21 protein-coding genes and 1 pseudogene are annotated in these 26,102 nt (G+C 61.8%); 7 read left to right on the top strand and 15 right to left on the bottom strand.

All coding sequences use genetic code 11. The features are described from left to right. Positions 1–5 precede the first annotated feature (5 nt). From INS93_RS23370 to zwf, 8 genes and pseudogenes are all read right to left on the bottom strand, one after another. Positions 6–425: a VOC family protein gene (locus tag INS93_RS23370; RefSeq protein WP_192985724.1), complete on the bottom strand. Its 420-nt coding sequence runs from the start codon at positions 423–425 to the stop codon at positions 6–8. A 2-nt stretch (positions 426–427) separates the two neighbouring features. After that, the gene (locus INS93_RS23365; protein WP_192985723.1) at positions 428–862 is read right to left on the bottom strand and encodes a YciI family protein; all 435 of its coding nucleotides are present in this window, start codon (positions 860–862) and stop codon (positions 428–430) included. Positions 863–1,072: 210 nt separating this feature from the next. Then, entirely contained in the window at positions 1,073–1,606 is a 534-nt protein-coding gene (locus tag INS93_RS23360; RefSeq protein ID WP_192985722.1) for an REP-associated tyrosine transposase, read from the bottom strand. A gap of 164 nt (positions 1,607–1,770) precedes the next feature. Next, positions 1,771–2,475 (bottom strand): methyl-accepting chemotaxis protein, encoded by a 705-nt coding sequence (locus tag INS93_RS25195; protein WP_420707356.1) that lies wholly within the window; start codon positions 2,473–2,475, stop codon positions 1,771–1,773. Positions 2,476–2,673: 198 nt separating this feature from the next. Further along, a pseudogene (locus INS93_RS25190) lies at positions 2,674–3,558 on the bottom strand (methyl-accepting chemotaxis protein); the annotation flags it as partial. Between the two features lie 300 nt (positions 3,559–3,858). Then, entirely contained in the window at positions 3,859–4,530 is a 672-nt protein-coding gene (locus INS93_RS23350) for a bifunctional 4-hydroxy-2-oxoglutarate aldolase/2-dehydro-3-deoxy-phosphogluconate aldolase (RefSeq protein WP_160017445.1), read from the bottom strand. Position 4,531: 1 nt separating this feature from the next. After that, positions 4,532–5,245, bottom strand: coding sequence for a 6-phosphogluconolactonase (pgl, locus tag INS93_RS23345; protein ID WP_192985720.1), 714 nt, complete (start codon positions 5,243–5,245; stop codon positions 4,532–4,534). Further along, positions 5,232–6,701 (bottom strand): glucose-6-phosphate dehydrogenase, encoded by a 1,470-nt coding sequence (gene zwf / locus INS93_RS23340; protein ID WP_192985719.1) that lies wholly within the window; start codon positions 6,699–6,701, stop codon positions 5,232–5,234. Before zwf ends, pgl begins: the two co-directional genes overlap by 14 nt. A gap of 211 nt (positions 6,702–6,912) precedes the next feature. Here zwf and INS93_RS23335 point away from each other — a divergent pair, with 211 nt between their 5' ends. The 3 genes from INS93_RS23335 (at position 6,913) to sugE (ending at position 9,326) form a co-directional block, all read left to right on the top strand. Further along, positions 6,913–7,773 (top strand): MurR/RpiR family transcriptional regulator, encoded by an 861-nt coding sequence (locus tag INS93_RS23335; RefSeq protein ID WP_178094664.1) that lies wholly within the window; start codon positions 6,913–6,915, stop codon positions 7,771–7,773. A 147-nt stretch (positions 7,774–7,920) separates the two neighbouring features. Continuing rightward, entirely contained in the window at positions 7,921–8,868 is a 948-nt protein-coding gene (locus INS93_RS23330; RefSeq protein WP_192985718.1) for a bile acid:sodium symporter family protein, read from the top strand. A 143-nt stretch (positions 8,869–9,011) separates the two neighbouring features. Continuing rightward, the gene (gene sugE, locus INS93_RS23325; RefSeq protein ID WP_192985717.1) at positions 9,012–9,326 is read left to right on the top strand and encodes a quaternary ammonium compound efflux SMR transporter SugE; all 315 of its coding nucleotides are present in this window, start codon (positions 9,012–9,014) and stop codon (positions 9,324–9,326) included. 155 nt (positions 9,327–9,481) lie between these two features. On the opposite strand, the gene INS93_RS23320 is transcribed toward sugE, so the two are convergent. Further along, positions 9,482–11,356, bottom strand: a complete 1,875-nt coding sequence (locus INS93_RS23320) for an MFS transporter (RefSeq protein ID WP_192985716.1) — start codon at positions 11,354–11,356, stop codon at positions 9,482–9,484. A gap of 611 nt (positions 11,357–11,967) precedes the next feature. Here INS93_RS23320 and INS93_RS23315 point away from each other — a divergent pair. Beyond that, positions 11,968–12,672, top strand: a complete 705-nt coding sequence (locus INS93_RS23315) for a 4'-phosphopantetheinyl transferase family protein (RefSeq protein WP_192985715.1) — start codon at positions 11,968–11,970, stop codon at positions 12,670–12,672. 470 nt (positions 12,673–13,142) lie between these two features. Here the strand turns inward: INS93_RS23315 and INS93_RS23310 are convergent, their stop codons facing one another. Next, positions 13,143–14,750: an ATP-binding protein gene (locus tag INS93_RS23310; RefSeq protein WP_192985714.1), complete on the bottom strand. Its 1,608-nt coding sequence runs from the start codon at positions 14,748–14,750 to the stop codon at positions 13,143–13,145. A gap of 10 nt (positions 14,751–14,760) precedes the next feature. Continuing rightward, complete coding sequence (locus INS93_RS23305) at positions 14,761–15,516, bottom strand: winged helix-turn-helix domain-containing protein (protein ID WP_192985713.1); 756 nt, start codon at positions 15,514–15,516, stop codon at positions 14,761–14,763. Between the two features lie 762 nt (positions 15,517–16,278). Here INS93_RS23305 and INS93_RS23300 point away from each other — a divergent pair. Continuing rightward, entirely contained in the window at positions 16,279–19,188 is a 2,910-nt protein-coding gene (locus INS93_RS23300; RefSeq protein WP_192985712.1) for a ribonucleoside-diphosphate reductase subunit alpha, read from the top strand. Positions 19,189–19,696: 508 nt separating this feature from the next. After that, positions 19,697–20,947 (top strand): ribonucleotide-diphosphate reductase subunit beta, encoded by a 1,251-nt coding sequence (locus INS93_RS23295; RefSeq protein ID WP_021490128.1) that lies wholly within the window; start codon positions 19,697–19,699, stop codon positions 20,945–20,947. Positions 20,948–21,028: 81 nt separating this feature from the next. On the opposite strand, the gene INS93_RS23290 is transcribed toward INS93_RS23295, so the two are convergent. The 4 genes from INS93_RS23290 to INS93_RS23275 all read right to left on the bottom strand — a co-directional run bounded on the left by INS93_RS23290 (position 21,029) and on the right by INS93_RS23275 (position 25,133). Then, entirely contained in the window at positions 21,029–22,423 is a 1,395-nt protein-coding gene (locus INS93_RS23290) for an HsdM family class I SAM-dependent methyltransferase (RefSeq protein ID WP_192985711.1), read from the bottom strand. Positions 22,424–22,428: 5 nt separating this feature from the next. Then, positions 22,429–23,001 carry a restriction endonuclease subunit M gene (locus INS93_RS23285; protein WP_192985710.1) on the bottom strand — a complete coding sequence of 191 codons (573 nt, stop codon included), beginning with the start codon at positions 22,999–23,001 and terminating at the stop codon, positions 22,429–22,431. Positions 23,002–24,622: 1,621 nt separating this feature from the next. Further along, a complete protein-coding gene (locus tag INS93_RS23280; protein WP_064495220.1) occupies positions 24,623–24,814 on the bottom strand; it encodes a DUF1289 domain-containing protein in 192 nt (63 codons plus the stop codon). Continuing rightward, on the bottom strand, positions 24,798–25,133 hold the full coding sequence (locus tag INS93_RS23275) for a hypothetical protein (RefSeq protein ID WP_192985709.1): 336 nt from the start codon (positions 25,131–25,133) through the stop codon (positions 24,798–24,800). The genes INS93_RS23280 and INS93_RS23275 overlap by 17 nt, the downstream gene beginning before the upstream one ends. Before the next feature lie 204 nt (positions 25,134–25,337). On the opposite strand from INS93_RS23275, the gene INS93_RS23270 reads away from it, so the two are divergent. After that, entirely contained in the window at positions 25,338–26,033 is a 696-nt protein-coding gene (locus INS93_RS23270) for a GNAT family N-acetyltransferase (protein WP_192985708.1), read from the top strand. Positions 26,034–26,102: the final 69 nt, after the last annotated feature.

The raw sequence follows: 26,102 nt of genomic DNA, 5'->3' as shown, positions 1-26,102 counted from the left end.
CGCCGTCAACCCTGCTGGCTATCGACCATGCAGTTGATCATCCAGGACACGCCGAAACGGTCGGTAAGCATGGCGAAGCGGGTCGCCCAGAAGGTTGCCTGCAGCTCCATCTGCACCGAACCGCCGGCCGACAACGCCTCGTACAGGCGCTCGGCCTCCGGCACGTTGTCCACCTGCAGGGAAACGGAACACCCCTTGATCCCCTCATAGGGGTACTGCGGCAGATTATCGGAGGCCATCAGCAACTGATCGCCAACGGTCAGGCAAACGTGCATGACACGCTGCTGGTACTCGGCCGGAACCTCCATATCCTCAGGGCTATCGGCGTAGCGCATCATCTCCAGGTTACCGCCGAAGACCTCGACGTAGTGGTTGAAGGCGGCCTCGCACTGGCCATCGAACATCAGATAAGCATGCATCTTCATCGTTACGCTCCTTGATTTTCACTGCTCATGCGCGCGCGAATACGGTCTTCCTGCTCACGCAACTCGGGGGTGAACTCGGCGCCGAAATCCTCGGCCTCGAAGATCTGTCGAATCTCGATATCGGATTCGCCAGGCATGGGGTTGGGGCAACGCTTGACCCAGTCGATGCAGGCCTGCAGCGATTCGCACCGAAAGATCCAGAAGCCGGCGACCAGCTCCTTGGTTTCCATGAAGGGGCCGTCGATCACCGAGCGCTGCGCCCCGGAGAACCGCACCCGTGCTCCCCTGGAGCTCGGGTGCAAACCTTCGGCTGCCTGGATCACACCAGCGGCTGCCAGCTCTTCGTTGTAACGGCCCATGGCCGTCAGCAGCTCTTCGCTGGGCACCAGACCGGCTTCGGAATCGGCCGTTGCTTTGACAATCACCATGAAACGCATCGCCTTTCTCCTTGTTCGAGTCGAAGTCGCGCGCAGGGTGTCTCCCTACGGCTGACAGTGAACCCAGAGTGGGGTTCTATGCAGTAGTCGAATGGGCGACGGAAGAATCGACAGGCACATTGAAAAAAGTTGGTGCGCGCGGCGCACCCTACGAACACTCGCCGCTCACCCGCAGGGTGTCGCGGGGCCGCCTAGGCCGTGCGTACCGCGTCATTCGCCGTACTCACCGTTGTCCACCACTGCATCACCGCCCCAATCGGCCGGATATACGCCCTCCGTCACCAACCGATGAAAGCTCGACCACGGCCAATCCGCCACACGACCGACCAGGCCATGCTTCACCGGATTGAAATGCAGGTAATCCATATGCCGCTGGTAATCGTCGCCATCATGAATGCGATGCTCCCAGAAACGCCGCTGCCACAGACCCGAATCGCGGCGCAGGCTACGGCTCAAACTGACCGCTCCAGGCATCGCGATTGCCTGGGATGTCAGGCGTTTGATCATCGACCAGCGCGACCCGAAATCTGCATCTCCCTGAGGCATGCGCCAAAGACAATGCAGGTGGTCTGGTAACAGCACACAGCCCTCGATGACGAACGGACGGTGTAGACGGACGCGCTCGATGGCGCGGCGCAGGGCTGTGCGCAATGGTGCATCGGTCAACACCGGGAGGCGCTGATGGCTTACCAGCGTGAAGAAATAGCAGGCACCCGCATCGCGAGCGCGGCGGTAGTTGGACATTCCCTGTCTCCTGAATCCTTGCCGGCAGATTCAGGATAGTCGGTGGTGCGCACGGCGCACCCTACGGCAGTGCATCTCGGCGTATTCGGCGCGCGCAGCGCACCCTACAGGTAGAAAGGCGCAATTCCCGTAGGGTGCGCCGCGCGCACCGACTCCAACTCAAATCAAACGCGGAAGCGGCTGACCATGGACTGCAGCTGGCCACCCAGGCGCGCCAGCTCGGCGGAGGATTTGGCCGTTTCATCGCTGGCAGTGGCGGTCTGCTCGGAGACATCGCGCACGCTGAGGATGCTGCGGCTGATTTCTTCGGCCACGGCGCTCTGCTCTTCTGCAGCGGCGGCGATCTGCTGGTTCATCGACTGAATGTTGGACACCGCAAGGGTGATGCTACCCAGCGAGTCGCCGGCCTTGCGCGTCAGCTCGACGCTGCTGTCGGTGAGTTTGTGGCTGTTGCGCATCACCGCCGCCACCTGCTGGGTGCCACTCTGCAAGCCGGCGATCAGCGCCTCGATCTCCTCGGTAGATTTCTGCGTACGCTGCGCCAGGCCGCGCACCTCGTCGGCAACCACGGCAAAGCCGCGCCCTGCTTCGCCGGCACGCGCTGCCTCGATGGCGGCGTTGAGCGCCAGCAGATTGGTCTGCTCGGCCACCGACTTGATCACATCCATCACGCTGCCGATCTTGTCGCTTTCCTGCTGCAGGCCGGTCATCGCCTCGGAGGAACGCCCCACTTCGGCAGCCAGACGCTCGATCTGCGAAATCACCTCGGCCACCACCTGGTCGCCCAGGCGCGCCTGGCCATCAGCGTCGTTGGCCGCCTGCGAGGCCTGCTCGGCGTTGCGCGCCACCTCCTGCACGGTCGCGGACATCTCATGCATGGCGGTGGCCACCTGGTCGGTCTCGCTCTTCTGGCTGTTGGCGCCAGCGCTGGTCTGCTCGGTGACCGCCGACAGTTCCTCGGCGGCGCTGGCGATCTGGGTGACGCTGTCGCGGATGCCGCCGATCAGCTCGCGCAGGGTCGTGGCCATGTGCTGGATGCCCTGCTGCAGCTGGCCCATCTCGTCGCGTCGGTCGACCCGCACGCTGGCGGTCAGGTCACCGTCGGCAATGCGCTGCACCGCGCCCAGGGTGTCTTGCAAGGGGCGGGTGATCTGACGGGTGATGACCCAGGCGGCAAGTACGCCGAACAGCAGGGCCAGCAGCGTGGCGCCGATCTGCAGGCTGCGTGCCTGGGCACTTTCGATGGCCATACGCTCCATCTGGAACTTGTAAAGCGTCTCGCTGATACGGACGATTTCGCCCTGCTGATCGGTCATTTCCTGGCGGGTACGGGCGATATCGGCAGTGGCAGCCTTGAACGCCTGCACCGTCTGCTCGAACTGGCCGAGCGCAGTGGAAATACGCCGTACCGCATCCTGCTGGGCGCTACCGAAAACCTGCTCCAGTGCATCGAGACTGTTGCGGGCAGTGGCTATGCGCTCGGCAAGGGCCTGCTCGGTCTGGGCATCGGGTGCGCTGTCATAACGCTCGAGCAGATAACGCAGACGCAGCAGCTCGCCATGAGTGAGCGTCAGCGCCTGCAGTTGCTCGAAGCGGCGACCGTCGTATTCCGGCAGCAGCTCCACGCTGCGCCGCATCGCGCCCAGCAGCTCGCCCAGTTGCTGGTCTTCGTTAAGGATCTGGCCACGCGCCTGCCCGACGGCCGTGTAGGCTGCGCGCATACCCGCCAGTGAACGCTGGTAGTCCTGGTTGTAGCGGTACTGCTCTTGCAGCAGCTTGACGTTGACCGGATTGGTGAAGGTCCCCAGCAGCTTCTTCTGTTGATCGAGATAGATGTTCAGGTTGGTCAGCAGACGCTCGGTACTGGCTGCGTCGCCCTTTGCCAGCATGAACTGCAGGCGGGCGATACGCAGGTTGGTCAGCGTTGCATTGAGCTGGGTGATCTCGCTCATCCAGGTGCTGCGCTGGATCACACTGCCCAGGCCGCTCCAGGCGGTCCAGGCCAGAGCCAGGGTAAGCACCAGCACCAGGCCGAAGCCGAGCGCGAGTTTGCGGGTAACGCTGAGATTAGCGAACCAGGTGTTCATGACAATTCTCCGACTGCGGATGTTTCAGGTTTCGCTGGAGAATTGTTTTTGTTGAAGCCAGCACGAGGGATCAGCTGACGTACCAGGCGACCACGACGGCACAGATTTTAAGCGACTGCGGCATTATGCAACGGCGCCGCCAGCGTTGGCGGCGCCACGCGCGCATCAGCCAAGCAACTGCAGCGCCTCGACGCTGCATTGCTGGATGCGTGCCCAATCGCTGTTTTCCACCCACTCGCGCTGGAACATCCAGGTACCGCCCACGCACATGACATTGGGCTGCGCCATGTAGCGCTGCAGGTTGTCCGGGGTGATGCCGCCGGTCGGACAGAAGCGCACCCCGCCGAAAGGCCCGGCCAGCGCCTTGAGCGCCGCGACGCCACCACAGACCTCAGCCGGGAACAGCTTGAAGCGGCGATAACCCAGGGCGTAGCCGACCATCAGCTCCGACGCGCTGCTCACACCAGGCAGCAGCGGCAGCGGGTTGTCCAGCGCGGCCAGCAACAGCTCGCGCGTGCTGCCCGGCGTGACGATGAACTGCGCACCGGCAGCGGTCGCTGCGGCCAGCATGTCTTCATCCAATACGGTACCAGCGCCAACGCAGAGCTCGGGACGCTCGGCACGCAGGCGACGAATCGCCTCCAGGCCATGCTCCGAGCGCAGAGTCACTTCCAGCACGCGCAGACCGCCAGCGGCAAGCGCATCGGCCAGCGGCAGGATATCCGCCTCACGGGCGATGGTGATCACCGGCATGATCCGCGCCTGCGCGCAGATGCGGTCGATCTCGGCGATTTTGTCGGCCATGCGCACACGCTGGCTTGGGTCGAGGCTGGTCATGTCAGGAGCACCAATGGATTTCAAGAGGAGAATTGAGGAACGCGCGGATCGGCAGTTGGGCGGTCTCACCCGGCATCAGCGCCGCGCTCAGGGTGTTCAGTTTCGCCTGGCCCTGGATCGCCAGCAGCGGCAGCCGTGCGCTGGCCAGCACCGGCAGGGTCAGGGTCAGGCGTTGCGCCGGCTCGCTCGGGGCGAGCATCGGCAGCACGCGGCGCGCACAGTCCGGCTGCAGTGCCTGGTGCAGATTGGGGCTATGCGGGAACAGCGACGCGGTATGACCGTCGTCGCCCATGCCCAGTACCAGCACGTCGATCGGCACCAGTTCGGCGACCGCAGCATCGGCCAGCTCGGCCGCCTGTTCGAGGCTGCCAGCGACCTGGTAGAGGCTGAGAAAACGGGCTTCGGCGGCCGGGCCACGCAGCAGGTGACGGCGCACCAGCGCCTCGTTACTGCCGGCGTGATTCACCGGCACCCAACGCTCGTCGGCCAGGCTGACCAGCACCTGCGCCCAGGGCAGCTGCTGCTGCGCCAGCGCCTCGAAGAACGGCACCGGGCTGCGACCGCCGGACACCACCAGGGTGGCCTTGCCGCGACTGGTGATGGCCTGGCGCAGCGCATCGGCCACGCGCACGGCCAATGCCTGAGCCAGCCGTTCGGCGCCAGCGTGCGGGCAGGCCTGCACGCCTGGCGGCAGTTTCAGTTCAGAGATCGCCATACCAACTCCTGCCATCGCGGGTGATCAGCGCGACCGACGCCATGGGGCCCCAGCTGCCGGCCGTGTACGGCTTCGGCGCCTCGCCGAGGCGATGCCAACCGTCGATCAGTTGATCGCACCACTGCCAGGCGTATTCGATCTCGTCCTTGCGCACGAACAGGTTCTGGTTGCCGCGCATCACTTCCAGCAGCAGACGCTCGTAGGCATCGGGAATGCGAGCACTGCGGTAGGTGTCGGAAAAACTCAGCTGCAGCGGGCCGCTGCGCAGCTGCATACCCTTGTCCAGGCCCTGATCCTTGGTCAGCACCTGCAGGGCGATGCCCTCGTCTGGCTGCAGGCGGATGATCAGCTTGTTGCCGATCAGCTGCCTCTGCTCCGGGGCGAAGATGTAGTGCGGCGGCGCCTTGAAGTGGATGACGATCTGCGACAGCTTCTGCGGCATGCGCTTGCCGGTGCGCAGGTAGAACGGCACGCCGGCCCAGCGCCAGTTGCGGATATCGGCGCGCAGGGCGACGAAGGTTTCGGTGTCGCTCTGGGTATTGGAGTTCTCTTCCTCCAGATACCCCGGCACCGGCCGCCCATCGCTGCTGCCGGCCACGTACTGGCCGCGCACCACGCGCTGACCAAGCTGCTCGACGCTGATCGGCTCCAGCGCCTTGAGCACCTTGACCTTCTCGTCACGGATGCTGTCGGCGGACAGGTCGCTGGGCGGGTCCATAGCGATCAGGCAAAGCAGCTGCAGCAGGTGGTTCTGGATCATGTCGCGCAGTTGCCCGGCCTGATCGAAGTAGCCCCAGCGCCCTTCGATACCGACCTTCTCGGCCACGGTGATTTCCACGTGGGAGATGTGGTTCTGGTTCCACTGGGTTTCGAACAGGCTGTTGGCGAAGCGCAGGGCAATCAGGTTCTGCACCGTCTCCTTGCCCAGGTAATGGTCGATGCGATAGACGCGGTTCTCCGGGAACACCTGGGCCACGGCATCGTTGACCGCACGCGAGGACGCCAGGTCATGGCCGATCGGCTTCTCCAGCACCACCCGCGTGCCCTCGGCCAGCCCGACGGCGGCCAGGTTGGCGCAGATGCCGCCATACACCGAGGCGGGCGTGGCGAAGTAGGCGATCAGCTGATCCTGCGGGCTGACCTGCTCGAGCAGCGCCGAATAGTCCTCAGGCTTGAGGAAATCCATGCTCAGGTAGCTCAGGCGTGCCAGGAAGCGCGCCATGTCGGTTTCCGTCAGCTCCTTGGCTGGCACGTGCAGGCGCAACGCCTGTTCGATGGCGCGCAGGTGGGCGCTCGGCTCCCCCGTTTCACGGGCCAGGGCGAGGATGCGCGTGGCATCGTGCAGCAAACCGGCGCGATCGAGCTGGTAAAGCGCAGGAAACAGCTTGCGCAAGGCCAGATCGCCCAGCGCGCCGAACAAGGCAAAGGTGCAGGATTCAAGCTTCATCGCGGGCATGAGTTTGTTCTTTTATCAAGATGCACTAGAAATACCGGGTGATACTGCTTTTATCAAGGAAAAATGTTGTGATAGCAACAACATTATTCACGATACCCGATAAGTCAGTGGTGACCTTGGGGCGGCATCAGTAGGATAGGCCGGTTGTCTTACCGCCCATCGCCTGTCGCCAAGCCCGTTCAACCGCCTGTTAGGAGCCCTTATGGACCGTGTGCGCAACTTGCTGGAACAGATCCAGAGCCGCCTTGACGACCTGAACAAGGCCGAACGCAAGGTCGCCGAAGTGATCCTGCACGATCCGCAGCAGGCCACGCGCTTCAGCATCGCCGCACTGGCCCAGGCCGCTGGCGTCAGCGAGCCGACAGTCAACCGCTTCTGCCGCTCGTTCGGCGCCAACGGCTACCCGGAACTGAAGATGCAACTGGCGCAGAGCCTGGCCAGCGGCGCCGCCTACGTCAGCCGCGCGGTGTCCGCCGACGACGGCCCCGAGGCCTACACCCGCAAGATATTCGGCAGCACCATCGCCTCGCTGGACACCGCCTGCCAGAGCCTCGACCCGCAGCACGTCAGCCGCGCCGTCGACCTGCTGATCCAGGCTCGGCAGATCCATTTCTTCGGCCTCGGCGCCTCGGCGTCGGTGGCGCTGGACGCGCAGCACAAGTTCTTTCGCTTCAACCTGGCAGTGTCGGCGCATTCCGACGTGCTGATGCAGCGCATGATCGCCTCGGTGGCGCACACCGGTGATCTGTTCGTGATCATTTCCTACACCGGGCGCACCCGCGAATTGGTGGAAGTGGCGCGCCTGGCCCGCGAGAACGGCGCCTCGGTGCTCGGCCTCACCGCCGCCGGCTCGCCCCTGGCCAAGGCCAGCACCCTGAGCCTGGACATTCCGCTGCCGGAAGACACCGACATCTACATGCCGATGACCTCGCGCATCATCCAGCTCACCGTGCTCGACGTGCTCGCCACCGGCGTCACCCTGCGCCGTGGCGTGGACTTCCAGCCGCACCTGCGCAAGATCAAGGAAAGCCTCGGCGCCAGTCGCTACCCGGCGGATGAAGAACCGCTGTAAGACTTCAGCAGGAGCCAGCTTGCAGGCGATCCGTCGTATCGGAGTTCCTCGGAAAAGCATCGCCGGCAAGCCGGCTCCTTCAGTTCTGGTGCGCTGGACACTTCTGGTAGGCTTGCCGGCTTTTCCGAACCTGCCAGGAAATCCGCCATGCAAGCACTGATTGCCCTCAGCCGTTTCATCGGCAACACCTTCGCCATCTGGGTGTTGCTGTTCGCCGTCATGGCGTTCTTCCAGCCCGGCTGGTTCCTGCCGCTGACTGCCTGGATCGTCCCCCTGCTCGGGCTGATCATGTTCGGCATGGGCCTGACCCTCAAGGGTGCGGACTTCCAGGAGGTCGCCCGGCGCCCGTTGGCGGTGCTGCTTGGTGTGCTGGCCCAGTTCATCATCATGCCCTGCACCGCCTGGCTGCTGTGCCAGGCCTTTGCCCTGCCGCCGGAAATCGCCGTTGGAGTGATCCTGGTGGGCTGCTGCCCGGGCGGCACCGCCTCCAACGTGATCACCTGGTTCGCCCGTGGCGACCTGGCGCTGTCGGTGTCGATCACCGCCGTCACCACCCTGCTCGCCCCGCTCGTCACCCCGGCGCTGATCTGGCTGCTGGCGTCGGAATGGCTGCCGGTGTCGTTCAGCGCCATGTTCATTTCCATCCTCAAGATGGTGCTGCTGCCCATCGCCCTCGGCCTGATCGCCCAGCGCCTGCTCGGCGAACGCGTGAAGACCGCCGTCGAGGTGCTGCCGCTGATTTCCGTGGTGAGCATCGTCGCCATCGTGGCTGCGGTGGTCGCCGCCAGCCAGGGCAAGATCGCCGAATCGGGCCTGCTGATCATGGCCGTGGTGATCCTGCACAACGGTATCGGCCTGGGCCTGGGTTACCTGGCAGGACGCCTGTTCGGCATGTCGCTGGCGCAGCGCAAGACGCTGTCGATCGAGGTCGGCATGCAGAACTCCGGCCTTGGCGCCGCCCTGGCCAGCGCCCACTTCAGCCCGCTGGCCGCCGTGCCCAGCGCTCTGTTCAGCGTCTGGCACAACCTGTCCGGCCCACTGCTGGCGACCCTTTATCGACGGATGGACCAAGGCACAGAGAAAGGCCCCAACTGACCGGACACCTCGCACCAATCCGGGGCGCCTTGCCCCGGATGCGCCGATATGCACAATAATGGCGCGCGCGAGGACGACCTCCGCACCCTGACGCCAGGGTGRCTCATCCGGGGACGGCCCCTTCAGCACCTACTGGAGGTCATATGTCCTGGATCATTCTGTTTCTCGCCGGCCTGTTCGAGGTCGGCTGGGCCATCGGCCTGAAATACACCGAAGGCTTCACCCGCCCGCTGCCCACTCTGCTCACCGTCTGCGCCATGCTGGTCAGCCTGGGCCTGCTCGGCCTGGCCATGAAGGAATTGCCGCTGGGCACCGCCTACGCCATCTGGACCGGCGTCGGCGCCGTGGGCACGGTGATCGCCGGCATCATCCTGTTCGGCGAGTCCATGGCGCTGCTGCGCCTGGCCAGCGTGGCACTGATCGTCTGCGGCTTGATCGGTCTCAAGCTGAGTCACTGAAAACGCTGGTGCACACGGCGCACCCTACCCAGCGCTGGCCGCGACCGGGCCGTAGGGTGGATGTCGCTTTTTACATCCACCACAGCGGTGAATGGGTGAAGCGTGATCCACCCCAGGCCTCTGCGCATCCGCAGGGTGCGCCGCGCGCACCTTCATCAACGCCAATCCCCACGCAAGGCCGCCACTTGCGCCTGCAGCGCCTCACGTTTGGCCTGCTCCGGCGCAACCGGCGTACCGGCCACCAGACACACCCGCGACCATAGGCGCTTGAACAGCCCCTTGTGCGGATCGCGACTGAAGAAGCTGCCCCACAAGCCCTGCAACGCCATGGGGATCACCGGCACCGGGTTCTCTTCGAGAATGCGCTCGACACCCGACCTGAACTCATCGATCTCACCATCAGCGGTCAGCTTGCCTTCGGGGAAGATGCACACCAGCTCACCGTTGCGCAGGTACTCGGCGATCTTTCTGAACGCGGCGTCGTAGATCAGCAGATCTTCGTTGCGCCCAGCAATCGGTACGGTGCCGGCGGTGCGGAAGATGAAGTTGAGCACCGGCAGGTCGTAGATCTTGTAGTACATGACGAAGCGCACCGGCCGCCGTACCGCGCCACCGATCAGCAGCGCATCGACGAACGACACGTGGTTGCACACCAGCACCGCCGCCCCCTCGTCGGGAATTGCGTCGAGCCCCTTGTGCTCGACCCGGTACATCGAATGCCCCAGCAGCCAGATGAGAAAGCGCATGCTGAATTCGGGGACGATCTTGAAGATGTAGCTGTTGACCGCGATGTTCATCAGCGAGATAGCCAGAAACAGCTGCGGAATCGACAGCCCGGCGACGCTCAGGAACAGGATCGCAACGATGGCCGAGGCCACCATGAACAGCGCATTGAGGATGTTGTTGGCCGCGATCACCCGCGCCCGCTCATGCTCGGCGGTGCGCGACTGGATCAGCGCATACAGCGGCACGATATAGAAGCCACCGAACAGACCGATGCCGAGGATGCAGCCGAGAATCCACCAGGCCTGGCCGTAGCCCAGCAGCGCCAGCCAGTCATGCGGCGCGGCGCCCTGCGGGAAACCACCAGAGAACCACCACAGCAACATGCCGAACAGGGTCAGGCCGATGGAGCCGAACGGTACCAGGCCGATCTCCACCTTGTGCCCGCTCATGCGCTCGCAGAGCATCGAGCCCAGGCCGATGCCCAGCGAGAACACGGTGAGGATCAGCGTCACCACGCTCTCGTCGCCGTACAGCCACTCCTTGGCGTAAGCCGGAATCTGCGTCAGGTAGATCGCGCCGAGAAACCAGAACCAGGAGTTGCCCACCAGCGAGCGCGACACCGCAGGGCGCTGGCCCAGGCCGAGCTTCATGATCACCCAGGACTGACGGAAGATGTTCCAGTCCAGCGGCAGCGTCGGCATCGCCGCTGCCGCACGCGGAATGCCCTGACTGGCCAGGTAACCGAGCAGCGCCACACCGACCACCGAGCCGGCGACGATGGGCGCATAACTGCTGCTGGCCATCATGATGCCGGCGCCGATGGTGCCAGCCAGAATCGCCAGGAAGGTGCCCATTTCCACCAGCGCGTTGCCGCCCACCAGCTCCTCTTCCTTCAGGTGCTGCGGCAGGATCGAATACTTCACCGGGCCGAACAGCGCCGACTGCGTGCCCATGGCGAACAGCACGGCGAGCATCAGCGGCAGGTTGTCCAGCAGCACTCCGGCCGCGCCGACGAGCATGATGCCGATCTCGGCGAACTTGATCTTGCGGATCAGCGCGTCCTTGGCGAACTTCTCGCCAAACTGCCCGCCGAGGGCGGAGAACAGAAAGAACGGCAGGATGAACAGCAAGGCGCAGAGATTGACCAGCAGATCGCGGTCGGCGCCCGTGTTGAGCTTGAAGAGGATGGCGAGAATCAGCGACTGCTTGAAGATGTTGTCATTGAAGGCGCCGAGCAATTGCGTCACGAAAAACGGCAGAAAACGCTTCTTGCCGAGCAGGGCGAATTGCGATTGTTGGGTCATCGTCCATGGTCCTCGCGGGGGTAGATTTGCCCGCACAGGCATTTGACTGCAAATCCCCCCACGAAAGCCACAGGGCAAATGCGAACGCCTTGGCTAACGAGGAGGTAAGACTGTTCATTTAAAGATGCGCGCTTAGCTCCCCTCTCCCCAGAGGGACGAGAGGACTAATCGCGTTCCACCACTTCTTGTGTGAACAACATTACCTTTTTTGTGGGAGGGGCTTTAGCCGCGACAGCAACCGCAAGAAGCTCGCCGCTTAAGCGCCTCCCACGTCCGACGGCCTCGGCCCGGTAGGGTGCGCCGCGCGCACCAAGACCCCGCGATTACCCGGTGCGCACGGCGCACCCTACGAGGCTTTAAGCCTATCGCGCCGGCAAACGCGCACCAAACGCAGCGCAAAAAAAACGGCAGCCCAACCGGGCTACCGTTCTCGAACTCGGAGAAAACGTCAGTGCCTTCGCACTGACTACAACCTCACCTGCATTCCCTGGGGAATGCCAGCGCAGTCTGACAAAAGCCAGGGCAAGCGTCCGTTTAGCTTTGTTACCTGGCTGCAAAGAAATGTAAACGGCGGATGACTGCACGGTCCGCCGCGCGGCACAATCGCGCCCATGAACGCTCACCACCCCGCCTGCTGCAGCCCTCTCGACCCGTACAACCCACTGCCCCGCGCACTGGCCGGTGCGCAGCTGATCAGCACGCACTTCGAACCGGCCCTGCTCACAGAGGATGACTTTGATCGCTGCGCCATCGCCCCGGTGCGCGGCGTGGCCAAGCGTCAGGCCGAATACCTGGCCGGACGGCTGTGCGCCCGCGAAGCGCTGCGCCGCGTCACCGGCCAAGCCAGCGTGCCAGCAGTCGGCGAAGACCGTGCGCCACAATGGCCGCGTGGCGTGGTCGGGTCCATCACCCACGGCGACAACTGGGCTGCCGCGCTGGTCGCCCAGCGTGAGCATTGGCGCGCCCTGGGCCTGGACGTCGAGCGCCTGCTGCCGGCCGAGCGCGCCCAGCGCCTGCAGGGCGACATCCTCACTCCAGCCGAACTGCAGCGCCTGTCGGACCTGGACGACAAGGCCCGCGCCGCGCGCATCAGCCTGACTTTCTCACTCAAGGAAAGCCTGTTCAAGGCGCTCTACCCACTGACCCTGACGCGCTTCTATTTCCACGACGCCGAGCTGCTGGAGATCGACCACGACAGCGCGCGCCTGCGTCTGCTGATCGACCTGCACCCCGATTGGCGCGAGGGCGCCGAGCTGGATGGCCAGTTCGTGCTGTTCGATAACAAGGTGCTGAGCCTGGTGGCCGTGGCGGCGTGACCACGGGGCAGCCTGTCATAGATGGAAACCCGGTGCGCGCGGCGCACCCTACGGTCACTGCACAGTGCGCTACGTAGGGTGGATGACGCTTTTCCCATCCACCACCCAGGCAACCATGGTGGATCGGTCGGGCCGCGCAGGCGAAGCGCGATCCACCCTACACCTAGCTGGCGGCGGTCACGCTGCTCACTTAAGTTCGCACTCGCTTGGCTCCCCTCTCCCATTCATGGGAGAGGGGCTGGGGGAGAGGGCTGAAAGTGCCGCAGAACCGCAATTTCCCCCTCTCCGAACGCGGCCCGCCCTAACCCTCTCCCCAAAGGAGCGAGGGGGCTGATCGCGCTCAACCGCTTCTTAAGTGAACGACATTGCACTGGGGGCGGGGCTGTTGTAGCCCGGATGAAATCCGGGAACAGGTGGCCGGCCAGCCCCGGATTGCATCCGGGCTACAGAATTGCAGCGGCGTAGACGCCCTACTCCCCCTGCCGCCGTGGCCAAACCAGGCTGAAACGTGCCCCGCCGAGGCTATCGCTGCGACTGATCTGCGCCCGACCGCCGTGCCAGTAGATGATCCGGCGCACGATGGACAGCCCCAGGCCATGCCCGCCAGAGGCCCGCGTGCGGCTGTCGTCGAGACGCAGGAAGGGGCTGAACAGGCGCTCCCAGGCTTCTTCCGGCACGCCCGGCCCGTCATCCTCGACGTCGATGCGGCAACGCTTGTAGCCGACCTGGCAACTGATCAGCACCTTGCCTTCGGCATAGCGCATGGCATTGCTCACCAGATTCTGCAGCGCCCGATGCAGGTAGCGCGGCTCGGCCTCGACCCAACAGGCGCCCTCGGCCTGCACGCTGAGCACCGCCCCACACTCCACGCGCACCTTGTTGCTCAGCGGCGCCAGCTCGTCGATCACCTGATCGATCAGCGCCTTGAGCTCCACCTGCTGGAAATTCAGCGCCGGCGAGCCCTGCTCCAGGCGCGCGTAGGTCAGCATCTCGTCGACCAGCTTGTCGAGGTCCTGGATATCGCTGTCCATGCCATCCATGTATTTGCGCCGAGCAGCTTCACTCGGCGCATCGGCAATCATCTCCAGGCCGAAACGCAGCCGCGCCACCGGCGTGCGCAGCTCGTGGGAAACGGCGCGCACCAGCTCGCGCTGGGTGCTCAGGGACGTCTGCAGGTGCTCGGCCATGGCGTTGAAGCTGCTGGCCAGGCGCCCCACCGAATCCGCGCCGCGCGTTGGCACCCGCGCATCCAGGCGGCCGCTGGCGATGTGCGTGGCCGCGCCTTCGAGCGCACGCAGGCGCTGCTCCAGCGAGCGCACCAGCAGGTAGACGATCAGGCCGATCAGGCTCAGGCCCAGCGCGCCGATCAGCACCAGCAGCTGCGGCGGATAGGGGTTCATCTGGTACAGCGGGCCGATCTCCAGCACCCAGGGCGTATCGACGATGCCGGAGAACACATAGATGGAGTCGCCGCCCTTGCCCAGCGCCATCACCGTATCGCCCTCGTCGATGCGGCGCCGCTGGTCGAGGTCGATGGTGGCCTCTTCGAGTCGTACCAGCTGCAAGTCGAAGCCGAACTGCTTGGCCGCCTTCAGCTCGGCCAGGCGCTGCGGCTGCTCATGCACCGGGTAGCGAACCAGTTCGTCGATCAGCAGATAGTTGGTGGCCCGCGCCAGCTGCTCGCTGATCTGCTGGATCTCGCCAGTCAACAGCAGCGGCTGCTTGCCATCGAGCAGGCCATAGACCTTGGCCGAATGCGGGCCGGTCTGCTGCACCAGCACGTGGCCGCGCTGCAGGCGATTGCGCTCGCTGCTTTCCAGCGCCACCTCGCTCAGGGCCTGCAGTTCCAGCGGTATGCCAAGCAGGCGCGACCACACCACCAGGGCGCGTTTGCGCTCCACCTCGTTCATCGGCAGCAGGTTGTCCGCCATCAGGCGAAAGGTGCCGCGCGCCAGGCCTTCGCGATACTGATCACCGCGCACCTCGTTGACCAGGTGCAGGGTGCCGACCCCCAGCAGCGCCACCAGCACCAGCGCGGCGAGCATGCCGCCATAGATGCGCAGGAAGATCGAGTTCATGGCAGCCCGATCAATCGCGCAGGGGCGGCGGCGCATCACCGAACGGCAGCGCCTCGGCGGCCTCGGCGACGAACAGATAGCCCTTGCTGCGTACCGTCTTGATCATCCGTGGATGCATCGGGTCATCGCCGATCTTCGGGCGGATGCGCGAAATGCGCACGTCGATGGAACGGTCCTGACCGTCATATTCGATACCGCGCAGGGAGTTGAAGATTTCCTCGCGCGACAGGATGCGCCCGGCGTTGGCCGCCAGCAGCCAGAGCAGGTCGAACTCGGCGCTGGTCAGCTCGATGCCCTGTTCGCCCAGCCAGGCCTCGCGCATGGCACTGTCGATGGCCAGCGCGCCGAACTGCAGACGCCGTGGCTGGCCCTCGTCACGCTCGCTCTCGCTGCCTTCGCGGCGGCGCAACAGCGCCCGAATACGTGCCAGCAGCACACGCGGGCGCACCGGCTTGCACACGTAGTCATCGGCGCCCATCTCCAGGCCCAGCACCTGGTCCATGTCGTCGGTGCGCGCGGTGAGCATGAGGATCGGCCCCTTGTAGCCGCTGCGCACCTTGCGGCAGATGCTCAGGCCGTCTTCACCCGGCAGCATCAGATCGAGGATCACCAGGTGCGGTTGCTCGGCGAGAATCCGCGCTGCCGCACGCGCGCCATCGGCTTCGATGGACACACGTAGGCCGTTACCCTCCAGATACTCGCGGGTCAACTGCGCCAGGCGCTGGTCATCCTCGACGATCAGAATCTGCCACGCTTCTTGTTCCACACCCTTTCCCCTTTGCATACCGGCAAGCGCCGCAAACACAGCGGCCATTCTAGGGGCTGAGCGCGTCTCGGCGCGAGCGGCAAACCCACGCGTGGACCTGGCGTCGGGTTAAGCACAGCACATGCCAAGAGCACTATATATAGTAGTACTCTGTGCACCGCCGAACAGCTTCGCCACGTCGCTGAAAACCTTCTGCCAGGGGCGACGAACGGTCATCAGCAGCCAGAGCCAGAGAACACGGGGGCTACGCTGTTAACACCCACAAGGCACTCACAGCTTATCCACAGGCAGTTCCTTTTCTAGCGCCTTGCAATGCCTCCAACAGCGCACTATCTTGTATCCCCATCGAGCGGCACACACCAGATATTGGGTTGCCACAGAAAACCGGATACAAAAAGAACGAATCGCGCAAGCCCTTTTCACAGGGTTTCCCAGATGATCCGGCTAACCGTTTTGCCCTGACCCAGGCCTGGCCTGGGTTACAGCCACGCAGCAACGCCAGACGTTGCGCGTGAGCCGGTCAGACAGCGGTCTTATCCGCCAGTCGACCACTATATGTAGTAGGCGGGGTGTGGTAATGCCCCGCTGTGACTTATGCGCCAGGACGGCAATTGAAGTCGTGCCCACCCTGCCCGCTCTTGCAACACCCCGTACCCGGCCCCGCTGCCGCGTGCGGCTCAGTTGTTAATGGAATGAACGGCGGACAGGGCACGGTTTCCAATCGTGACGTCCAACCAAAAATTACAGAACACGGAGATCTCCATGCACACCGACACTACTCGCGAGAACCCGCAGGCCGTGGCGCCGCAGGCCGCTGAATCCTCCCAGGATCTGGCTGCCACCGCCCCCGGCCAACTGCGTGTGATCAAGCGCAACGGCACTGTCGTCCCTTACACCGATGACAAGATCACCGTCGCCATCACCAAGGCCTTCCTCGCAGTAGAAGGCGGCACCGCAGCCGCTTCGTCGCGTATCCACGATACCGTCGCGCGCCTGACCGAGCAGGTCACCGCCACCTTCAAGCGTCGCATGCCGTCCGGCGGCACCATCCACATCGAAGAGATCCAGGACCAGGTCGAACTGGCCCTGATGCGCGCCGGCGAGCAGAAAGTCGCCCGCGACTACGTGATCTACCGCGAAGCCCAGGCCAACAAGCGCAAGAGCGCCAATGCCGGCAGCGACATCGCCCAGCCGCACCCGAGCATCCGCATCACCACCGCTGGCGGTGAACTGCAGCCGCTGGACATGGGCCGCCTGCAGACCATCATCCGTGAAGCCTGCGAAGGCCTGGCCGAGGTCGATGGTTCACTGATCGAGCGCGAAACCCTGAAGAACCTGTACGACGGCGTGGCCGAGAAAGACGTCAACACCGCCCTGGTGATGACCGCCCGTACCCTGGTCGAGCGTGAGCCGAACTACAGCTACGTCACCGCCCGCCTGCTGATGGACAACATCCGCGCCGAGGCCCTGAGCTTCCTCAACATCACCACCAGCGCCACTCACCACGAGATGGCCGAGCTGTACGCCAAGGCCCTGCCGGCCTACGTCGAAGCCGGTGCGCAGTTCGAGCTGCTCGACCCGAAACTCAAAGAGTACGACCTGGAGAAACTGGGCAAGGCGCTGAACCACGAGCGCGACCAGCAGTTCACCTACCTGGGCCTGCAGACCCTGTACGACCGCTACTTCATCCACAAGGACGGCATCCGCTTCGAACTGCCGCAGGTGTTCTTCATGCGCGTGGCCATGGGCCTGGCCATCGAGGAGCCGAAGAACCGCGAAGACCGCGCCATCGAGTTCTACAACCTGCTGTCCTCGTTCGACTACATGGCGTCGACCCCGACCCTGTTCAACGCCGGCACCCTGCGTCCGCAGCTGTCCTCCTGCTACCTGACCACCGTGCCGGACGACCTGTCGGGCATCTACGGCGCCATCCACGACAACGCCATGCTGAGCAAATTCGCTGGCGGCCTGGGCAACGACTGGACCCCGGTGCGCGCGCTGGGCTCCTACATCAAGGGCACCAACGGCAAATCCCAGGGTGTCGTGCCCTTCCTCAAAGTGGTCAACGACACCGCCGTCGCGGTCAACCAGGGCGGCAAGCGCAAGGGCGCGGTCTGCGCCTACCTGGAAACCTGGCACATGGACATCGAGGAATTCCTCGAGCTGCGCAAGAACACCGGTGACGACCGTCGTCGTACCCACGACATGAACACCGCCAACTGGATTCCGGACCTGTTCATGAAGCGCGTCTTCGAAGACGGCAAGTGGACCCTGTTCAGCCCGAGCGAAGTGCCGGACCTGCACGACCTGACCGGCAAGGCCTTCGAAGAGCGCTACGAGTACTACGAAGCCCTGATCGAGTACGGCAAGATCAAGCTGTACAAGACCATCCAGGCCAAAGACCTGTGGCGCAAGATGCTCTCGATGCTGTTCGAGACCGGCCACCCATGGCTGACCTTCAAGGACCCGTGCAACCTGCGCAGCCCGCAGCAGCACGTGGGCGTGGTACACAGCTCCAACCTGTGCACCGAGATCACCCTGAACACCAACAAGGACGAGATCGCCGTCTGCAACCTGGGTTCGGTCAACCTGGTCAACCACATCACCGACGGCAAGCTGGACATCGAGAAGCTCGGCCGCACCGTGAAGACCGCTGTACGCATGCTCGATAATGTTATCGACATCAACTACTACAGCGTCGACCAGGCACGTAACTCCAACTTCAAGCACCGTCCGGTCGGCCTCGGCCTGATGGGCTTCCAGGACGCCCTGTACCTGCAGCACATCGCCTACGGTTCCGACGCTGCCGTCGAGTTCGCCGACAAGTCGATGGAAGCCATCAGCTACTACGCCATCCAGGCGTCCTGTGACCTGGCCGAAGAGCGCGGCGCCTACAGCACCTTCGAAGGCTCGCTATGGAGCAAAGGCATCCTGCCGCTGGACTCGCAGCAGATCCTGATCGAAGCCCGTGGCCAGAAGTACATCGACGTCGACCTGTCCGAATCGCTGGACTGGGCGCCGATCCGCGAGCGCGTGAAAAAAGGTATTCGTAACTCGAACATCATGGCCATCGCGCCGACCGCGACCATCTCCAACATCATTGGCGTGTCGCAGTCCATCGAGCCGACCTACCAGAACCTGTACGTGAAATCGAACCTCTCCGGCGAATTCACCGTGATCAACCCCTACCTGGTTCGCGACCTGAAAAACCGCGGCCTGTGGGACAGCGTCATGGTCAACGACCTGAAGTACTACGACGGCTCCGTGCAGCAGATCGAGCGCATCCCGCAGGACCTCAAGGACCTGTACGCCACCGCGTTCGAAGTGGAAACCAAGTGGATCGTCGACGCTGCCAGCCGCCGCCAGAAGTGGATCGACCAGGCGCAGTCGCTGAACCTGTACATCGCCGGCGCCTCGGGCAAGAAGCTGGACGTGACCTACCGCATGGCCTGGTTCCGTGGTCTGAAAACCACCTACTACCTCCGTGCCCTGGCCGCCACCAGCACCGAGAAGTCCACCATCAACACCGGCAAGCTCAACGCGGTATCTGCTGGTGGTGATGACGGCTTCTCGGCCAAGGCCCAGGCTCCGGCGCAACAAGCTGCACCGGCCCCGGCGCCCGTACCAAAAGCGTGCGCCATCGACGAACCCGACTGCGAAGCTTGCCAGTAAGGCTTTCGCGTGGATCTGAGCGGCATTCGCGGCGTTACCTGCCAGAGCGGCCCCCATCACGTACATGCGTACGCTCAGGGGCTCCACTCCAGCAGGTGCCTTGCGACTACTCGCTCAGCTGCACGCTCGAAGGTCTGTGAAGCTCTAAAGCAAATCAGCGGTAAATCCCCTCTCCCGCTTGCGGGAGACGACTGCAGGGATGCAGGAGGTAGGGTGAAGCAGGAAGCCCGAACCGAGGGTTAGGGAGAGGGCAAGGCGGTTCGGCTTGTACATGTGGGAGGGGCTTTAGCCGCGACCCAAAGCCCAGGCCAAACCGCCACCCCTCCCCACCAAATTCCCGTCCCTCCTCCTCCGGGTCGAGGGGCAACGGTCAGCCAGCAACCCACCGCCTGCTGACCAGTGGTACCCGTTTCACCCTTGCGCGCATTACGCAACGGAACATAATTCAAATTATCTGTATATCCATACAGGCCGGTTTATTCACCGGCCCTCACGCAGGAGCCAAGCCATGCTGAGCTGGGATGAATTCGACAAGGAAGACGGCGCTGAAGCAGCCGCCGCAAGCAACGCCAACGCACAGAGCGCCGGCACCAACTTCGACAAGCTCGACAGCGAAGCTGCCGGCTCGGTCGAGCAGGCCCGCGCCGTCGACGCCAACGACTCCGAGGCCGTGGCCCGCGCCAAGAAAGCCCTGAACGACCTCGACATCCAGGAAGGCCTGGACGACCTCGAAGGCGCCTCCGCGCGCGTACAGGTCGGCGACAAGCAGATGATCAACGCCCGCGCCGACCTCAACCAGCTCGTACCCTTCAAGTACGACTGGGCCTGGCAGAAGTATCTGGATGGTTGCGCCAACCACTGGATGCCGCAGGAAGTGAACATGAACGCCGACATCGCCCTGTGGAAGAGCGCTGACGGCCTCACCGAAGACGAGCGCCGCATCGTCATGCGCAACCTCGGCTTCTTCTCCACCGCCGACAGCCTGGTGGCCAACAACCTGGTACTGGCCGTGTACCGCCTGATCACCAACCCCGAGTGCCGCCAGTACATCCTGCGCCAGGCCTTCGAGGAAGCGATCCACACCCACGCCTACCAGTACTGCATCGAATCGCTGGGCATGGATGAAGGCGAGATCTTCAACATGTACCACGAGATCCCGAGCGTCGCGAAAAAAGCCTCCTGGGGCCTCAAGTACACCCGCTCGATCTCCGATCCCAAGTTCGAGACCGGCACCCCCGAAACCGACCGCCAGTTCCTGCGCAACCTGATTGCCTACTACTGCGTACTGGAAGGCATCTTCTTCTACTGCGGCTTCACCCAGATCCTCTCCATGGGCCGCCGCAACAAGATGACCGGCACCGCCGAGCAGTTCCAGTACATCCTGCGTGACGAGTCCATGCACCTGAACTTCGGCATCGACGTGATCAACCAGATCAAGATCGAGAACCCGCACCTGTGGGACGCCCAGATGAAGGACGAAGCGACCCAGATGATCCTGCAGGGCACCCAGCTGGAGATCGAATACGCGCGTGACACCATGCCGCGCGGCGTACTGGGCATGAACGCCGCGATGATGGAGGACTACCTCAAATTCATCGCCAACCGCCGCCTGACCCAGATCGGCCTGAAGGAAGAGTACCCAGGCACCACCAACCCCTTCCCGTGGATGAGCGAGATCATGGACCTGAAGAAGGAGAAGAACTTCTTCGAGACGCGAGTGATCGAGTATCAGACGGGTGGGGCGTTGAGCTGGGATTGATTCCGGCGATTCACTAAAGAGATTAAGAGCGCTTTACCTGAAATGGATGTTTGGGGTAGCGAGAGAAACTAAGAGCCCCGCCTAGTGCGGGGCTTTTTGTTCAATCGAATTATTCAAAATTCGGTAAAACTCATCCTGTAGACTATCTAGCTCGCCCTCCAAAGCAAGTTGCTCATTTAGCAAATCCTCAAACGACGCTATATCCCCACCCACCGGGGAAATATATCTAGATAAGCTTAAATTAAATTCATTCTCCTCAAGAACAGAAATACTTACAAAATTAGAGGCACCCTCAATAACCCTCAGCCCTCTATAAATATCCAGAACAGCAGCCTCAACGCTTTGCACCCCTACCTCAGTCTCTCTCATTACTTCATAGGCAGCAGCAGCATCAACAAACAAAACTCCCTCTTTCCGCGCGGAGGCCCCTCTTAGCACCATAATAGAAACCGGAATACTAGTACCTATAAGCATGCTCGGCGGTAGAGAAATAACAGCATCAATCAACCCAGCTAAAACCATCGAACGCCTTATCTCACCCTCAACGCCACCTCTAAACAACACACCCTGAGGAACAACAACAGCAGCACGCCCCGTACTCTTGAGGGACTTAACAATAACTTGCAAGAATGCATAATCAGCATTAGACCTCGGAGGCTCACCAAACTCAAAAACCTGGGGGCCAACTGATACTGCCGACTCGGGAAAAGGCATGGAAAACGGCGGATTTGCCAAAACCACATCAAACGAGCCCAAATCTACGAACTGGAAAGAGCTTTCTGTTTTGATACTAAAATCAGAGCACCCATGTAAATAGCAGTTCATTCTTGCCAGCCTAGAAGATGAGAAATTTATTTCCCTCCCCTTTAGAGATATCTGGCCCTTACTGCCATGAGCCAAAGCATATCTACTGGCCGCAACTAAAAAACCGCCTGACCCACAGACAGGATCATATACCGCCTCCCCACCTTTAGGCTGAACAATATCAACCATCAACTCAACTAGAGATCGACGTGTATAGTCTTCACCCGCCCTCTTACCAAGCCCTTCAGAAAGGATCTTGATTAACAATTCAAAATAATCACCAGCTGATACAAAAATCTCATCCTGCGAAACAAAGTCCAACATTTCCCGACTAAAGTCTCTTATTCTCTCAGCAGCATGAGCCTCAAATGATTTCCGAAAAAAACTAGACACAACATCAGATAAAAAGAATTCATTACCAAGAAGTTCATCTACAACAGACGCATAAGCTAAAAGTTCTGAATACCCCTGCCTCTCTGCACCATTAACATATCTTTCAAAGCCAGACAGTTTTTCATCACCTGCACTACTCGTCACCCACCCCCTAACAGAAATGAAACTAAAAAAATAGATAGCAAGAGAAAAATCCCTGTACTCAAATACATCAAGAGCAAGATTAGAGCGAAACCTATTAACTATTAAACTCAAGCGAACCGAATACTCTTCACTCATGACACTTACCCCAACAACTTAAAACAAGATCTCTCAGATAACTGCTCACCAACCACAAGCATTTTCGACAGCACGACTTTTCTAGCCAACCAATTACTGTGCAAAGCCAATATCTCATCTTGAACACTTAATTTCGGCACTGGCAAAACAAGCCCTGCCAGATCTTTCAAACCTATATTAGAAACAACACTACCAACTTTTAATCCAGAGACATTTCTTTCTCCAGCCTCAGAATTTAAGTACCAACTCACATACTCCGCCCTAGCAACCCCTTTGCTCACCTTAATAATAGCAACCTGATTCGTTGTAATAACTTCCTCTCCTCCACAGGAAGGAAAAACCATCGCCTCAACCCTAGCACCTCTAAGAGGAAATAAGACGTCCCCCTCCTCTAGGACATTAGAGACCCTCGATTCTCCTATAGCAGCAAAATTTAATAGATGTATATCTACCCCTCTCTCCTTTATATCCTTAATCTGAATAAGCCTAACTCCCTCGGTCCGATCAGGGTCTTCTGCTTTTCCTCGAAACGTATGACCAGCCTTAATCTCCGCAATTTCCGAGAGGTGTACGTTCATAGTTCTTGAACCCTATCTATTATCTTAAAGTTACTGCGAGGAGAATTTATCTCAACTCTCGCCTTTAAGTCCTGCCCCCCTTGGGAAACAGTTTTCTCGTAGTAGAAACTCACATCCGGAACCATCCATACCCATGGCAATACAATCCAATAGGCCCCCCGCACCTTACTCATAGCACCTCCTATCTAGCCCAAAGATAGCAGTACGACCCAGTACTGCTTGAATTGAATGCTAGATCCAACCCGACCACCTGTCAAGCAGTACAACCACATACTGCAGAAAAAGTGCAGAAAAAGGGACAGGTTTATTTTTCGACCTCTTCTACTGTTTCGCCCTTACGGCGAGTCACTTGATTCGCTTCGCTCGTCCGTCGGGCCAGCCTGCGGCTGTTACTCCGCTGCGCTCCGCTTCTCTTTACTCGCGCAGAAAGTAACCAAAGAGAAAGCGCGCCCGGCATCCGGGTTTCGCTGCGCGAAACTCCCCTCGCTCCGGCGCTGTTCCGAGGGTCGTCGCGAAGGGCCATCCCTGGCCCATCACTCCTCGTTTGGCATCCATGCCAAACGCCCCTCTCCACAGCACCTCCACTCGGCCTCCTGACGGGATTCGGAAACCGAGTCGCTTGGTCTGGCGGTGCAGGTAAATGATGATCGTTCCCACGCTCCGCGTGGGAATGCAGCCCTCGACGCTCTGCGTCGATCAATCCCAGTTCCAACACGTCAACAAATCTCTGCCGCAGATCAAGAACCGGACGCGGAGCGTCCTCGGAAGGCGTGCCCACGCAGAGCGTGGGTACGATCATTGTGGTCCTAGCACCAATCTCACAGGCGACGCCAAACGCCCCGTCAGGAGGCCGAGTGGAATCGTTGTGTAAGTGAAGATATTGGGGACAGATTTATTTTCTCTGTCGCCCTCTACTACTGGTTTCGCCCTTACGGCGAGTTACTTTCTCTTTGCTCGCGCGAAAGAGAAAGTAACCAAAGAGAAAGCGCGCCCGGCATCCGGGTTTCGCTGCGCTCAACTCCCCTCGCTCCAGCGCTGTTCCGAGGGTCGTCACGGTGGGCCATCCCTGGCCCATCGTTCCTCGTTTGGCATCCATGCCAAACGCCCCTCTCCACAGCACCTCCACTCGGCCTCCTGACGGGATTCGGAAACCGTGTCGTCTGAGCTGTCCGCGCAGAAAAAACAAAAAAAGAAAAAAGCAGAGCCCAAGCATTGCGGCTTTGCCGCAATGCTTGGGCTCCTTTGGATTCTGGTACGCCAATCTCGCAGACGACCCCAAACGCCCCGTCAGGAGGCCGAGTGGAATCGTTGTGTAAGGGGTTGAGCGGCAGGGATGCCGCGAGAGCCGCGATGGGCCAGGGACGGCTCTTCGTCGGTGGGCCGCATCCGGTCGGGCCCCTGGAACAATGATGGAACGAGGGAACCCGACGAAGTCGGGCCGGATGGCAGGGGCAGAGACCTTTTGCTTACTTTTGGCGGGGCCGGCCATCCGGGCGTCTGCCAAAAGTGAGCCGCTGTAAGAGCGGAACCGGTATGAAGAACTACGCATCAGCGGCGGGTTCACTCCGTAACGAGTAGACCGGACAACCGCTGATGGTGGATGAAAAAAGCGTCATCCACCCTACTGGCCTTTGCCTTTCTTCTTGGCAATCGCCTTCATCCGCGCCGCGGCCTTCTGCACGGTGGCCATCTTCTCGGGGCGCTTCATGCCCCGCCATTTGCGGATTTCCTCGCGCGTGCGGCCGCAACTGACGCACAGCTCGCTGTTGAGCTGGCACAGCGACACGCAGGGGTTTTCAATGTCCTTGGCCACGGGTGCCCCTCGCCGGCTGCTCGACCGAAAACGCCACGTGCTCAGCGATGCTGGAAACGCTGATGCCCACCTCATCGAAAGCGGCCTGGGTCAGTTCCAACATTCGCGCCTTGTCCGGGCTGGCGAGTGCCCGCGCCCTGCTCGCTTCGCTGTCGAACATCCAGATCACGCGCAGGCTCTGCGGAAACCGCTCGTAGTCCACGTCATGGGTCAGCCACTGGAAGCCGACGATTTCGCTTTTTGCCGTTTCACAGGCAAGGGTCAGGGTGCGGATCAGTTCGCGCTCGATGCTTGAGTATTTTCGTTTTGGCGATGGCATAAGGTTCTTCTGGGTCCGAGTTCGCTGCGCCGCCATGTTACCCGAGACGCTCAACGGCCAGAGGGAACAGATGGATCGAGGTCGAACAACGGCATCCGCGACGCAGGGCAACGCCGAGCGCGGGAGCGATCATGGCGCCCGAGCAAGGCCGCCCGCGGGTTACAATCCACGGCCCACGTATTCTCCAGCGGACCGCACATACCGATGTTCACCCTTTCCCACCTCAGCAGCCCGCCGCCCGAGTCCCTGAAAAGCCAGGTGCAGCAGATGGTGGTGGACTACTTCGCCGATGTCAGCGCGGTACCGCTGCTACCGAGCAATCCGCTGTATCAGCTGTACCAGTACGTGATCGGCTATGAGCTGCATCTGCACCTGCAGACCATGAACGGCGAGGCCGAAGGCCCCGTGCAGTTGCTACTGGCGCTGGACGATGAAGACCCGGCACATGTGCTGGGGTTTGCCCTGTACCTACCAAGCCCGGACGATGCTGCCGCCTGCACCCTCGCCTATCTGGCGGTGCACAGCGAGCAGCGCGCCCAAGGCATCGGCCGGGCGCTGCTGCAACGCGTGCTGGAGCACCGTCCGCACTTGGAGCTGGCCTGCGTGGCAGGCAAGGTGCCGCTGTTCGAGGCCCTGGGCTTGCAGGTGCTCGCTGCTCAAGGTGCGTTGGTGGTGATGAGCAGCCGCGACTATCGCTCCAGCGGCATGGTGGCGGTCGCGGACCTGGCGCCGGTGTTTGCCTCCACGGAGGTCAGGCAGATTCACGCCTACCTGCTCAAGCAGCACGGCCAGCGCGCCATGCAACAGGCGGAAAAACAGCGTGACGCGCACCTCGACACGCTCGCCCTGCAGGCTCAGCAGTTGGTCGACGAGCGCCTGCCTTCACGCGCGCTGCATTGAGGCGATGCCCCACGCTAGCCGTGGGGTTTCACGAAACGCCGATTGCAATTACCTGTGGCGGTCAGCCGA

Origin of the sequence: Pseudomonas sp. EggHat1 (assembly GCF_014892995.1) — a bacterium.
GTDB classification, from domain to species: domain Bacteria; phylum Pseudomonadota; class Gammaproteobacteria; order Pseudomonadales; family Pseudomonadaceae; genus Aquipseudomonas; species Aquipseudomonas chaetocerotis.
The sequence above is the reverse complement of the archived record's forward strand: the minus strand, read 5'-3'. Positions and strand labels throughout refer to the sequence as shown.